Genomic DNA, 12,906 nt, shown 5'->3' with positions numbered 1-12,906 from the left:
GACGAGGTGGCCGATTGCGGCGCGCTGATCGCCAGCCCATTCGAGGCAGGCTTCGAAGCCACCGGCGTCGCTCCGGTCGATGCCGATCTGCTCGAGGCTGAGGAGGTCTGCGCCGCCGCCATTATCGCCAGCCCCACTTCGGATCAGGCCAAGGCCTGGCTGTCGCGCATTCATTTCTACTACGGCGAGTATGACGCGGCTCTCCCGCTGCTGGAAGCGGCAGCCGGCGCGGACAATCCCCTCGCCCAGCAGCTGCTCGCCGATATCCTGATCGATGGCCTGGGCGGTATCCCCGTCGATGAGGCCCGTGCCATCACCCTGCTCGAAGCTTCAACCGCTGCCGGCTTCGCACCCGGACAGAACAGTCTCGCCGTCAGCTATGAGCGCGGCCAGGGCGTGGCGCAGGATGTGAGCCGCGCCGCCGAACTCTATGCCGCCGCCGCCAAACAGGGCCTGCCGGTCGCCGAGGTCAATCTCGGCGTGCTTTACGCCGAAGGCAATGGCGTTGCCGAGAACGACGAACGCGCCACCCAGCTCTTCATGAGCGCGGCAGAAAAGGGCGATGCGGGCGGCATGAATAGCCTCGGGGTCAGCTACGAGGTCGGCGAAGGCATCGACGTCGACCTCGATCTGGCCATGGAATGGTACCGCAAGGCGGCCGCCGCCGGCTCCATCGTCGCCAGGGCCAATATCGGCAATCTCTATTTCCGGGGCCTGGGCGTCCCGCAGGATTACGAAATCGCGCGGAAATGGATCACCAAGGCGGCCGATGACGGCAATGGCTTTGGCCTCTACCTGCTGGGCGAACTGCACGAAAACGGTAACGGCGTCGCCATCGATCTCGACCGGGCCATCGATCTTTATCGGCAGGCGGCCGCCGAAGGCAGCGCCGACGCAGAGGATGCCCTGGCGCGGCTCGGAGCCCACGACTGACGACAACAAAAAGGCCGGTCTCGCGACCGGCCTTGTCTTTGCTATGCCGCTGCGTCGGCCTCGCCCGTACCACCCGGCAGCAGCACGATGCCCTCATCATTGGCGTCGACCAAGACGCTGGAGCCGTCGCTGACCCGGCCGCCGAGGATTTCCTCGGCCAGCCCGTCCTGCACCGCCCGCTGCATCGCCCGCTTCAGCGGGCGCGCGCCATAGGCCGGATCATAGCCTTCATTGGCCAGCCAATCCCGCGCCCGCGGCGTCAGCTCGAGGACAATGTCGCGATCCTTGAGCAGCTGCTGCAACCGTCCGAACTGGATATCGACAATGGCCCCCATATGCTCACGGCCCAGGCGGTGGAACAGCAGGATCTCGTCGACGCGGTTGAGGAATTCCGGCCGGAACGCCGCCTTGACCATGTCGAGCACCTTGCCCCGCACCAGCTCCACCGATTCTCCGTCCTTGAGCTCGACCAGATATTCGGCACCAAGGTTAGAGGTGAGGATGATCACCGTATTGCGGAAATCCACCGTCCGCCCCTGCCCGTCGGTCAGCCGCCCGTCATCAAGCACTTGCAAGAGGACATTGAACACGTCCGGATGCGCCTTCTCGATCTCATCGAACAGCACAACCTGGTAGGGCCGCCGCCGCACCGCCTCGGTCAGTACGCCGCCTTCGTCGTATCCGACATAGCCGGGAGGCGCGCCGATCAGCCGGGCGACGGAGTGCTTCTCCATGAATTCGCTCATGTCGAGCCGCACCATGGCCGTCTCATCGTCGAACAGGAACTGCGCCAGCGTCTTGGTCAGCTCCGTCTTCCCCACGCCCGTTGGCCCGAGGAACATGAACGAGCCGATCGGCCGGTTCGGATCCTGCAGACCGGCACGCGAACGGCGCACGGCCTTGGCGACCGCCGCAACTGCCTCGGCCTGCCCGATGACCCTTGCACCAAGAGCGTCCTCCATCTTGAGCAGCTTCTCGCGCTCGCCTTCCAGCATCCGGTCCACCGGAATACCGGTCCAGCGCGACACAACCTGCGCGATATGACTTGGCGTCACCACCTCTTCGGCCATCAGCGGATCGATCTTGCCGTCCCCATTGGGGGCTTCGGCCGTCTTGATCTTCTTTTCCAGCTCGGGAATGACGCCATAGGCGAGCTCCCCGGCTTTGGCCAGGTCGCCCTGCCGCTGCGCGATTTCAAGCTGGCTGCGGGCCGCGTCGAGCTCTTCCTTGAGCTTCTGCCCGCCCTGCAGGCGTTCCTTTTCGGCGTGCCATTTGGTCGACAGGCTCTGCGCCTGCTCCTCGAGATCCGCCAGTTCGGATTCCAGCCGGCCGAGGCGGGTCTTGGAGCCCTCGTCCTCTTCCTTGCGCAGCGCCTCACGCTCGATCTTGAGCTGCATGATGCGGCGGTCGAGTTCGTCCAGCGCCTCGGGCTTGGAATCCACCGCCATGCGCAGCCGCGCTGCCGCCTCGTCCATCAGGTCGATGGCCTTGTCGGGCAGGAAGCGGTCGGTGATGTAGCGGTTCGATAGCGTCGCCGCGCTCACCAGTGCCGAATCCGAAATACGGATGCCGTGGTGCAGCTCGTATTTTTCCTTGAGGCCACGCAGGATCGAGATCGTGTCTTCCACCGTCGGCTCATCGACGAATACGGGCTGGAACCGACGGGCCAGAGCCGCGTCCTTCTCCACATGCTTGCGATACTCGTCGAGTGTCGTCGCACCCACGCAATGCAGTTCGCCGCGTGCCAAGGCGGGCTTGAGCAGGTTCGACGCATCCATCGCCCCGTCCGCCTTGCCCGCGCCAACCAGCGTGTGCATCTCGTCGATGAAGAGGATGATCTGCCCCTCGGCCGAGGTGACCTCGTTGAGCACGGCCTTCAGCCGCTCCTCGAACTCGCCGCGATATTTCGCGCCGGCGATGAGCGCACCCATGTCGAGCGACAATAGGCTCTTGTTCTTGAGCGATTCGGGTACGTCGCCATTGACGATACGGATGGCCAGCCCCTCGGCAATCGCGGTCTTGCCCACGCCGGGCTCACCGATCAGCACCGGATTGTTCTTGGTGCGGCGGCTCAGCACCTGGATGGTGCGACGGATTTCCTCGTCGCGGCCGATCACCGGGTCGAGCTTGCCTTCGCGCACGTCCTGCGTCAGGTCGCGCGCATATTTCTTGAGCGCATCATAGCTGTTCTCGGCCGAAGCCGAATCGGCGGTGCGGCCCTTGCGGATCGCCTCGATAGCCGTATTGAGCCCCTGTGGCGTCACGCCGGCCGAACTCAGGATCTTGCCCGCGTCGGTGTCCTTTTCGACAACCAACGCCAGCAACAGCCGCTCGACGGTGACATAGGAATCACCGGCCTTCTGTGCGGCGCTTTCGCCGGTATCGAACACCCGCGCCAGTTCGCGGCTCAGATAGAGCTGCGAAGCGTCGCCGGAGACACTGGGAATTTTGGCAAGAGCAGCCTCGACCTCGGCGCGCGCCAGTTTGGGATCGCCTCCCGCGCGCTCGATCAGCCCATTGGCCATACCCTGGTCGTCGTCCAAGAGGACCTTCAGAAGATGCAGTGGGGTGAACTGCTGGTGCCCTTTGCCAAGCGCCATGGTCTGGGCGCTCTGGATGAAGCCGCGGGCCCGTTCGGTATACTTCTCGATATTCATGCAACTCTCCTTGTCTCGCCCGCGACCCGGCCCCGAAGGCACCGGAATACGCGGCGGAAGCGTCGTGCAATGAAACGCCCGACTTTCGGCGCTGCTTCATCACGAAGAGATATATGGGAGCGCTTTCTCAAACGAAAAGGCCGGACATTTCTGCCCGGCCTCTTATAATTTCATCCAGCCTATTCGGCGGCGTTGGTGGTGCCCGCCGTCAGGAATGCCGGCAATTCGCCGACATCGGGCTGGTCGGCACCGGCCAGATCAGCCCCGCCATCGCCCCCCGCCGGACGGCGACGGCGTGGCCGGCGTTCACGCGGCTTGCGCGCCTCGCCTTCGGCGCCGACGGCCTCAACGGGAGCGGCTTCGTCGCTGGCCGCAGCCGGCTGGCTGGCAACAACTTCGCCTTCGGCGCGCTCTGGGCGCGGCTGGCGTTCCGGACGTTCGCGACGTTCGCCGCGCTCATGGCGCTGCTGGCGTTCGCCCTCCGGGCGTTCGTTGCGTGGGCGCTGTTCACCCTGCTGCTGGCGCGGCTGCTCGCCCTCGGACTGCTCTTCGCCCTCGGACTGCACATATTGCTGCTGCGGCTGGGGCTGCGGCGACGAAAAGCGGGAGTTCATCTCCGGCATATCGTCATCATAATCAGCATCGTCCTGCCCGTCCGGGCGCTGGCCGCTTTGCGCCTGCTGGGCGCTTGAGACGATGCGGAAATAGTGCTCGGCATGCTGGAGATAATTCTCCGCCATCACCGAATCGCCACTCGACTGCGCGTCGCGGGCCAGCTGCAGATATTTCTCGGCGACATGGGCGGCGTTACCACGCACCTTCACGTCCGGACCGTTGCTCTCGAAATTGCGGGACAACGGATTGACGTGCTTGCGTCCACCGTTCCGGCCACGCTGCCGGTTCTTGTTATTCTGATTATTGGGTCTCATCTGGTCGCTTTATCTAACTCTAGAAAAATAAGCGTCACACTGTTGGCGGACCGGCATACTGCCTGATCGGGCCAATCCGGAGAAAAGCTATCGCGCTTCTCAAACCGGCTCTATCTGGCTTCATGAAGACCGAAACCGTCGGACGGCGCTCCGAACCCATCCCGCGTCGTTCCAGCATCTGCCGGAACCGCGCTGCGCCTTGCAGCAGGTAGGATTTGTCGGGTGGCTAGTCGCCGTGGCGCTCATGAAGCGCCGTTGACAGCTAGGGACAAACTATAACGTTCGCAGCGTCTTTGCCAGCATTAATTACGCGGCTCGCTGCGGCATACAATGCACTGCCCTAGATATGGTGCGCCGCGACAACCCGGTCAAGCCCATTGAGGTCTGTGTGAATGGCGACATCATCGAAGCCAGCCTCCAGAAACACGGCGCTGACCGCCGCACCCTGATCGAAGCCGATCTCGACCAGCACCCACCCGCCGGGCTTCAGCCAGTTGGCCGCCTGCGCCGCGATGATCCGATACGGCGCCAGCCCATCGGGCCCGCCATCCAGCGCCAGGCGCGGATCGAAATCCTTCACTTCCGGCGCCAGCGTCTCTACGACGGCGGAGGTGATGTAAGGCGGATTGGAGACGATGAGATCGAAGAGCCCCGTGCTTTCTTCACCTCTCCCAGAGGGAGAGGTGGCCAGCGGTTCGAACCAGCTACCTTCCAGAAACCCGATCCGCCCGGCCACGTCATGCCGCTCGGCATTGGCGCGCGCCGCCTCCAGCGCCAGTCCGCTCAGATCCACCGCCACGGCATGCGCATCGGGCTGATTGGCGAGGATGGCGATGGGAATGCAGCCCGTTCCGGTACCCAGGTCGAGCAGCCGCCCGCCCGCTGGCAAGGCGCCCAGCGCCAGATCCACCAGCAGTTCCGTATCCGGCCGCGGTTCGAGCGTGGCGCCGTTGAGCCCAAAGGCCAGGCCATAGAACTCGCGCTCGCCGATAATCCGCGCCACCGATTCGCCGGTCATCCGTCGCTGCAGCAGTTTCGCCACCAGCTCGGCGGCAGCGCCGTCAGCCGGCTCGTTTTCCCGCGTCGCCAATTCCAGTGCGCTCAGCCCCAGCGCATGTCCGGTGAGCAGCTTGGCATCCAGCGATGCGCTCGCAAATCCCAGCCGGCTCAGCACATCGCGCCACCCCCGCCACAGCGCCCCGATGCTTGGCGCCTCGGTCAGTTGACGGTCTCCATCGCCGCAAGCTGTTCGGCCTGGCTGGTGGTGATCAGCGCCTCGATCAACTCATCCAGCGCCTCGCCGGCAATGACCTTGTCCAGCTTGTAGAGCGTCAGATTGATCCGGTGGTCGGTCACCCTTCCTTGCGGAAAATTATAAGTGCGGATGCGTTCGGAGCGATCCCCTGACCCCACCTGGCCCTTGCGCTCTGCCGAACGGGCGCTGTCGCGCTCCTCGCGCTGCATTTCATAAAGCCGCGACCGCAGCACGATCATGGCCTGCGCCCGGTTCTGGTGCTGCGATTTCATCGCCGAAGTCACCACGAGCCCTGACGGTATGTGGGTAATACGCACAGCCGAGTCGGTGGTGTTGACGTGCTGTCCGCCGGCGCCCGATGCCCGCATCGTATCAATGCGGATATCCTCGCTGCGGATCTCGATGTCGATGTCTTCCACTTCCGGCAGCACCGCCACGGTGGCCGCAGAGGTGTGGATGCGCCCCGAGCCTTCCGTCGCCGGCACGCGCTGCACCCGGTGCACGCCGCTCTCGAACTTCATCCGGGCATAGACGCCCTTGCCGCTCACATTGGCGATGATTTCCTTGAAGCCCCCCATTTCGCCGGGGCTTTCTTCCATCACCGTGACCTTCCAGCCGTGTCCAGCCGCATAGCGCTCATACATGCGAAACAGGTCGCCCGCGAACAAGGCCGCTTCGTCGCCGCCCGTACCACCCCGGATTTCGAGGATGATCGACTTTTCGTCGGCCTCGTCCTTGGGCAGCAGCAGAATGCGGATCGACTGGAACAGGTCCTCGATTTTCTCGTCGAGCTCGGCGATCTCGGCCTCGGCCATTTCGGCCATGTCCTTGTCGCCGCTCTTGAGCAGCGCCTCCGCCTCGGCCCGGTCGCGCTGCGCCTTGTTATAGGCGCGGATCTCGCCGACGATCGGCGCCAGCTCAGCATGCTCCTTGGAGAACTTGACGAACTCGTCCGGCCCCGCGCCGCCAGAAAGCGCCGCCTCGACATACTGAAACCGCGTCTCGAGCGCGTCGAGCTTGTCCTGGGGAAGAGATGCCATGGCCTAGATCTTTCAAGTCTGGAGCAGGCACGCTTTAGGGATAACGGTGGGGAACTGCAAGTATGGCGCAGCCCAAAGTGCCGCACGGCGCTGGCGCCTGCGGGACTGAAGAGATGGACGGACCCCGAGGCGGCCATCGCCTCCGGAAACTAAAAAATGAGACGGTAGCCGCCTCGGGGTGCCGGTTTTTGGAACAGGACCGATTATCGCGCAGCATGGACGCTCGCCATGTTGCGGCCGGCTCTCGAACCTGCGCGGCAGGCAAAAGCCACGCCCGGCTCACCCCGCCACTGTTCGCCTGCAGGCCGCCCATGCGGGGTGATGGGCAGGAGTGTGCCACAGGTTTTGGGGAGGGGGATAAGTTGGTGTTTGATGGCGCAGTCGACACCCTCCCCCTTGTGGGGAGGGATCAAGGGTGGGGGTGATTGGCCCCGATATCGGGGCTCTCACACCCCCTCCCATCCTCCCCCATCAAGGGGGAGGTGCCGTCCGGTGGGTGGGGTAAGATCGAGTTTGCCCTCAGACCGGCAGGTTCTGTCTTTCGATCCATTCCTGCAACAATTGGCGGATCGTCACTCCATCGGCCCCATCGCTGAGCGCCGCACCGACCGACAGCTGGATGGGTTTGAGATCGAGATTGAGCACCAGCTCCTTGATCGGCCCAATCGACGCCGGCCCCATGGACAGCCGCGTCATGCCCACGGCCATCAGCGCCAGCGCCTCCAGCGGCTTGCCCGCGAGTTCCCCACACATGGTGATCGGAATATTGTAGCGCCGCGCCGCGTCGACCACGAGCCGGATCGCCCGCAGCCGCGGCATGCCGATAGGGTCGTAATTCTTGGCGACGCGCGGATTGGCGCGATCCGACGCGGTGAGGAACTGCACCAGGTCATTGGACCCGATGGAGACAAAGTCCGCCTCGGGCAGCAGCTGATCGAGCTCGAACAGCAACGATGGCACTTCCACCATCACGCCCAGCTCCAACCGACTGGGCAGGGCCTTGCCTTGCCGGCGCAGCCGCTCGACTTCCTTCTGCACCACCAGCTTGGTCTGTAGGAACTCGAACGTCTCGGTGACCATGGGCACCAGGATCTTGAGCGGCCGCCCGTCGGCCGCCAGCAATAGCGCGCGAATCTGCGTACGCAGCAGCCCCGGCCGTTCCAGACCCAGCCGGATCGAGCGGAAACCCATGGCCGGATTTTCTTCGGCCATGGAGCGCTGATAGGGCAGCACCTTGTCGCCACCGATATCGAGCAGCCGGAACACCACCGGCCGCTCGCCGGCGATCGCCATGGCCTCGGCATAGAGCTCCATCTGCTCGCCCAGCCGCGGCAGCTTGCTGGCGATCATGAACTGCAATTCGGTGCGGAACAGGCCAACCCCGGCCGCGCCGGTGTCGTCGAGCATGGGCAGATCGGCAACCAGCCCCGAATTGTGCAGCAGCGTGATCTGCACGCCATCCTTGGTGATGCTCGGTTTGTTCTTGAGCGCTGCATAATGCGCCCTGCGCCTGGCCGTGACCTTGACCTTGTCGATATAGGCCTGCTCGATATCGGGCGTCGGCCTCAAATGCACGATGCCGGCGGGACCATCGAGGATGATGTCGTCGCCGCTTTCACACATCGAGACGATCGATTGCGCCTGCCCCACCGCCACCATGCCCAGCGAGCGCGCCACGATCGCCACATGCGCCGTGGTGCCACCCTCTTCGAGCACGATGCCGCGCAGCTTCTTGCGGTCATATTCCAGCAGCTCTGCCGGCCCCATATTGCGCGCCACCAGAATAGCATTGTCCGGCAGCGCTTTGCGCGCCAGCGCCTGGCCGTCCCCGGTCAACACGCGCAGCAGCCGGTTGGCGAGATCGTCGAGATCGTGCAAGCGGTCGCGAATATAGGGATCGGTCTGGCGCAACATGCGGGCGCGGGTGTCGTTCTGCACTCGCTCCACCGCTGCTTCGGCCGAAAGCCCGTTGTCGATCGCCTCGGTCAGCCGGTGCACCCAGCCCCGATCATTGGCGAACATGCGATAGGTTTCGAGGATCTCCCGGTGATCGGAGGTCGACTGCATGTCGCCATGTTCGAGCATGGCGTCGATCGAAACGCGCATCTTCTCGAGCGCCGTCTCCAGCCGCACCTTCTCGGCTTCGGTGTCTTCGGCAATGAAATTGGAGACCACGACGCGCGGGTCGTGCAGCACCACCCTGCCCAGCGCGATGCCGTCGGTAAAACTGACGCCGGTAAACATGCGAGGACGCCTGAGATCGATATCGGACCCCGGCTTGATCAGATTGTCGAAATCCGAGGTGGCGATCATCTCGGCCAGGATTGTGGCCGTAGTCAGCATCGCTTCGGTTTCGTCCTCGCCATAATGGCGCTGCTCGGCATTCTGCACCACGAGCACGCCGAGCGTCTGGCCCGCCCGCAGCACCGGCACGCCGAGAAAGGCGTTGTAGCGCTCCTCGCCGGTTTCCGGGCGATAGGCAAAAGCAGGATGGCTGGGGGCGTCGTCGAGGCTGAGCGGCTCGGCCTCTGCCGCAATAAGCCCGACCAGGCCCTCGCCCAGCCGCAGCGTCGTCATGTGTACCGATTCGGCCGCGAGGCCTTTGGACGCGAAGAGCTCGAGCGCGCCGTCGTCGCGCAGCACGTAGAACGAGCACACATCGGCGCGCATATTGTCGGCGATCAGGCCCACGATCTTGTCGAGCCGCTCCTGCGAAGCCAGCGGCTCCGCCATCGTCTCGCGCAACTGCCGCAGCAGCACCCGTGGGCCGCCTATGGTCGTGACCATTACCCCTATAGACGGCCCGCAAAGCCGCCCCCCTATGTCGGACGCGGCTCAATCCCGGTTAAGGGAGCTTATGCGTCCTTCTTGTCCAACCCGTAATAAGTATGGAGGGCGCGAACCGCAAGCTCGGCATACTGCTCGTCGATCAGAACCGAGGTCTTGATTTCCGATGTGGTGATCAGCTGGATGTTGATGCCCTTGTCGGCCAGCGCCTTGAACATCGAGGATGCAACGCCCGCATGGCTACGCATGCCCACCCCCACAACAGAGACCTTTGCCCCGCCCTTGGAGCCGGAAATCCGCGCATATTCGATGCGATCGCCCGCATCCTTGAGCGTCTTGATCGCCTTGTCATATTCGCTGTCGGGCACCGTAAAGGTGATGTCGGTGGTGGCGCCATCGTCGGCAATATTCTGCACGATCATGTCGACGATGATGCCCTGGTCGGCCAGCGTGCCGAAAATGGCTGCCGCCACGCCCGGATTGTCCTTGACGTCGCGCAGGGTGATCTTGGCTTCCGCCTTGGCGAGCGTCACGCCCGAAACGATCTGCTTTTCCACGATCTCATCCTCATCGCAAACCAGTGTACCGGGCACGCCCGTATTGGAACCGTCCGGCGCGACCTGTGGCGCATCGGGGTCATCGAAGGTCGAGCGTACGACCAGTCGCACCTTGTAGGCCATCGCCATCTCGACCGAGCGTATCATCAACACCTTGGCGCCGAGCGAGGCCATTTCCAGCATTTCCTCAAAGGATATGCGAGCCAGTCGCTGCGCCTTGGGCACGATGCGCGGATCGGTGGTGTAGACCCCATCGACGTCGGTATAGATGTCGCAACGATCGGCCTTGACCGCAGCGGCGACGGCGACCGCCGAGGTGTCCGAGCCGCCACGGCCCAGCGTTGTCAACCTTCCATGCGGCGACACGCCCTGGAACCCGGTGATCACCGGCACCCAGCCATCCTTCATCCGCTTGTCGAGTTCGGTTGGATCGATCTCGGTAATCCGGGCCGCGCCATGCGCATCGTCGGTTCGGATCGGGACTTGCCAGCCGGCGAAGGAGCGCGACTGGATGCCCATTTCGCTCAAAACGATCGCCATCAGTCCGGCGGTTACCTGCTCGCCCGAAGCGACCACGGCGTCATATTCGCGCGCGTCATGCAGCGGGCTGGCTTCATTGACCCAGCCGACCAGCTCATTGGTCTTGCCCGACATGGCCGAAACAACCACCGCCACTTCATGGCCGGCATCGACCTCGCGCTTCACATGGCGGGCAGCCTGACGAATGCGTTCAACGGTCGCGACCGAAGTGCCCCCGAACTTGACGACGATACGGGCCAATTTATTCCCCGAACTCCTGCCGAACCCGGCGGTACGCTTGATCTCGCGCGCTGCCATGCCACAAAGGCGGCAAGGGATCAACTGGGGACGGTGGATGGTCGAAAGCCACAAGCGGTGACCAGGCGTCGGCAATGGGGTGGTTTGCTGCCCGTCTGCTTTCGGTGGCGTGTTCCTGTAAGCTGCCCAGATAGTACTTTTAGTCGAAGCGCTACGGGATAGTGACGATGGCGAATTCGACGCAGACGCTAAGTGAGTCCGATCGGCGTTTTGTCGGCGAGTGGGCCGCCATGTGGGCCGAGCAGAACAGTTATCGGTAGGCGCAGACCTTGGCCTGGTCGTTCAACCAACATGCGCCATCTCGGTGCAGCTCGCCCAATGGATCATGGGCGTGAGTAGCCTGCGGATCGCCGTTCCAATAGCCCATCACCGGCTCATTGTTTGGATACACGTAGGCAAAATAGTCTTTCCCGCTGATCTGAAAATTGGCGTCGTCGAACGCCGAATACTCGCAGGGACCATCGATGTAGGTTGCCCCTCCGACCTGCAGGACGCAGCGGCTAATCTCCGCCGCACCAGCGGGGGCGCAAGCCACGAGCAGCAAGACGACGAGGGCCGGGCGCATGGGAACTTCCTATTCAGTTCCAATAGAAATAACAGCGCCCAGCCCCGCAGTGAAGCCATGCAGTTGCGCCGCACCCGAGGCGCAATCAACGAGGAACGAACGACATGGACCGTTCGATTGCGTTCTGTGATGCGACCCTTGGTGCCCTTGGCGCTGTTCGGGAGATGACGAGCACTTCCTGGACGCGATACGGTCGCCCCGGAGAACGGGCCAAGGTCTGCTTGACGCCGCCGTTCGATCGCCAACCCGCGACGTTCGGCAACGGTACAATGTTGGCCTTTCAGGCGCCGGACCATACGGCCGTCAACGATCCGGCGGCGGCGGCACCCGCGGCCTTCACAAGGGTTCTCCTTGCATTGGTCACGCGCGGCCGGCGCCGAGGGTGGCGAGCAGTTCGTCCAGCTGCTCGAACTGTTCGGGCGTGCCTTCAATTCCGCCCAAGGATTCATCGAGCGCTTCCTTGGTGGGATAAACCTCGCTGAAGGTCAGCAGCGTCCTGCCGCCATCTTCCACGAAGGTCACCGTGGAAATGGCGCCGTCGCTCTCGCCTTCGTCATTGGTCCAGACGAGCCGCGACGGCGGCACCACCTCGATATATGTACCGAAAAAGGCCCAGCTACTTCCGGCGTCATTGCCGAATTCGAGGCGGTAGGTGCCGCCCGTGCGCACATCCATCTCGCAGGAGCGCAGCGGCACGCCCAGGGATTTGGGTACCCACCAGCGCATGAACAGCTCTGGCTTGGTCCAGGCCTTGAATACGATCCGGGGCGGAGCGTCGAAGATGCGCGTCGCCGTCACCTCGCGCTCGGATGTCCGCTTCACCGTGGTGCGGCCCCCGATCAGCACCGAACCATTCTCCTGCCTATTGTCCATCGCTCTGCTCCTTGCGTTTGAGTTCTTCGACGACCTTGTCGAGCTGGTCGAAACGGGCATCCCAAAGCTGGCGGTACCGCTCGATCCATTCCGCCTCTTGCTCAAGGCGGCTGACGCCGAGCCGGCAGGTGCGCACGCGCCCGATCTTCTCGGTAGTGACCAGCCCCGCCTGTTCGAGGACGCTGATATGCTTCTTCATGCCCGTGAGGGTCATGTGGAACGTCTCGGCAAGGTCGGTGATCGAGGCGTCGGAACGCCCGAGCCGCTCAAGCACGCCACGCCTTGTGGCATCCGAAAGCGCGGCGAACGACGTATCAAAGCGAACTTGATTAAACTGAACCATGTAGTTCAGTATAATGGATGACCAGCGATATGCAAGGGTGGAAAAGGCTTGGGACGGTAGCCTTGCGGAGAGCAGCTCGCGGGTTACAGCAGTTGCAGTCTCGCTCCCTGCGACCACCCGCGCCTTGCCT

At 63.6% G+C, this 12,906-nt stretch carries 10 protein-coding genes; 1 reads left to right on the top strand and 9 read right to left on the bottom strand.

Features of this window, described 5'->3' with window-relative positions; translation table 11 throughout:
* The coding region (locus V6M52_RS09485) for a tetratricopeptide repeat protein (protein ID WP_332700836.1) at nt 1-933 on the top strand (933 nt) is incomplete at its 5' end.
* A 41-nt stretch (nt 934-974) separates the two neighbouring features.
* On the opposite strand, the gene clpB is transcribed toward V6M52_RS09485, so the two are convergent.
* The 9 genes from clpB to V6M52_RS09440 all read right to left on the bottom strand — a co-directional run bounded on the left by clpB (nt 975) and on the right by V6M52_RS09440 (nt 12,776).
* A complete protein-coding gene (gene clpB / locus V6M52_RS09480; protein WP_332690811.1) occupies nt 975-3,590 on the bottom strand; it encodes an ATP-dependent chaperone ClpB in 2,616 nt (871 codons plus the stop codon).
* 179 nt (nt 3,591-3,769) lie between these two features.
* A complete protein-coding gene (locus tag V6M52_RS09475; RefSeq protein ID WP_332690814.1) occupies nt 3,770-4,519 on the bottom strand; it encodes a DUF4167 domain-containing protein in 750 nt (249 codons plus the stop codon).
* A 340-nt stretch (nt 4,520-4,859) separates the two neighbouring features.
* Nucleotides 4,860-5,714: a peptide chain release factor N(5)-glutamine methyltransferase gene (prmC, locus tag V6M52_RS09470; protein WP_332700838.1), complete on the bottom strand. Its 855-nt coding sequence runs from the start codon at nt 5,712-5,714 to the stop codon at nt 4,860-4,862.
* Between the two features lie 23 nt (nt 5,715-5,737).
* A complete protein-coding gene (prfA, locus tag V6M52_RS09465) occupies nt 5,738-6,814 on the bottom strand; it encodes a peptide chain release factor 1 (protein WP_332690817.1) in 1,077 nt (358 codons plus the stop codon).
* Nucleotides 6,815-7,333: 519 nt separating this feature from the next.
* On the bottom strand, nt 7,334-9,601 hold the full coding sequence (gene ptsP / locus V6M52_RS09460; protein ID WP_332700835.1) for a phosphoenolpyruvate--protein phosphotransferase: 2,268 nt from the start codon (nt 9,599-9,601) through the stop codon (nt 7,334-7,336).
* A 68-nt stretch (nt 9,602-9,669) separates the two neighbouring features.
* Nucleotides 9,670-10,938 (bottom strand): aspartate kinase, encoded by a 1,269-nt coding sequence (locus V6M52_RS09455; RefSeq protein WP_332689931.1) that lies wholly within the window; start codon nt 10,936-10,938, stop codon nt 9,670-9,672.
* A 307-nt stretch (nt 10,939-11,245) separates the two neighbouring features.
* Nucleotides 11,246-11,560 carry a hypothetical protein gene (locus V6M52_RS09450; protein ID WP_332700834.1) on the bottom strand — a complete coding sequence of 105 codons (315 nt, stop codon included), beginning with the start codon at nt 11,558-11,560 and terminating at the stop codon, nt 11,246-11,248.
* Between the two features lie 360 nt (nt 11,561-11,920).
* Nucleotides 11,921-12,433: an SRPBCC family protein gene (locus V6M52_RS09445; protein ID WP_332700833.1), complete on the bottom strand. Its 513-nt coding sequence runs from the start codon at nt 12,431-12,433 to the stop codon at nt 11,921-11,923.
* Nucleotides 12,423-12,776: an ArsR/SmtB family transcription factor gene (locus tag V6M52_RS09440; protein ID WP_332700837.1), complete on the bottom strand. Its 354-nt coding sequence runs from the start codon at nt 12,774-12,776 to the stop codon at nt 12,423-12,425. Before V6M52_RS09440 ends, V6M52_RS09445 begins: the two co-directional genes overlap by 11 nt.
* Between the last annotated feature and the right edge of the window lie 130 nt (nt 12,777-12,906).

Source organism: Devosia sp. (assembly GCF_036676215.1).
In the GTDB taxonomy this organism is placed as follows: domain Bacteria; phylum Pseudomonadota; class Alphaproteobacteria; order Rhizobiales; family Devosiaceae; genus Devosia.
This window is presented reverse-complemented; position numbering and strand designations above follow the sequence as displayed.

Bases quoted from the DNA above. Each gene is read 5' to 3' on its own strand.
- clpB (WP_332690811.1), bottom strand. From the start codon at position 3,590: ATGAATATCGAGAAGTATACCGAACGGGCCCGCGGCTTCATCCAGAGC.
- V6M52_RS09475 (WP_332690814.1), bottom strand. From the start codon at position 4,519: ATGAGACCCAATAATCAGAATAACAAGAACCGGCAGCGTGGCCGGAAC.
- prfA (WP_332690817.1), bottom strand. From the start codon at position 6,814: ATGGCATCTCTTCCCCAGGACAAGCTCGACGCGCTCGAGACGCGGTTT.
- ptsP (WP_332700835.1), bottom strand. From the start codon at position 9,601: ATGGTCACGACCATAGGCGGCCCACGGGTGCTGCTGCGGCAGTTGCGC.
- V6M52_RS09450 (WP_332700834.1), bottom strand. From the start codon at position 11,560: ATGCGCCCGGCCCTCGTCGTCTTGCTGCTCGTGGCTTGCGCCCCCGCT.
- V6M52_RS09445 (WP_332700833.1), bottom strand. From the start codon at position 12,433: ATGGACAATAGGCAGGAGAATGGTTCGGTGCTGATCGGGGGCCGCACC.
- V6M52_RS09440 (WP_332700837.1), bottom strand. From the start codon at position 12,776: ATGGTTCAGTTTAATCAAGTTCGCTTTGATACGTCGTTCGCCGCGCTT.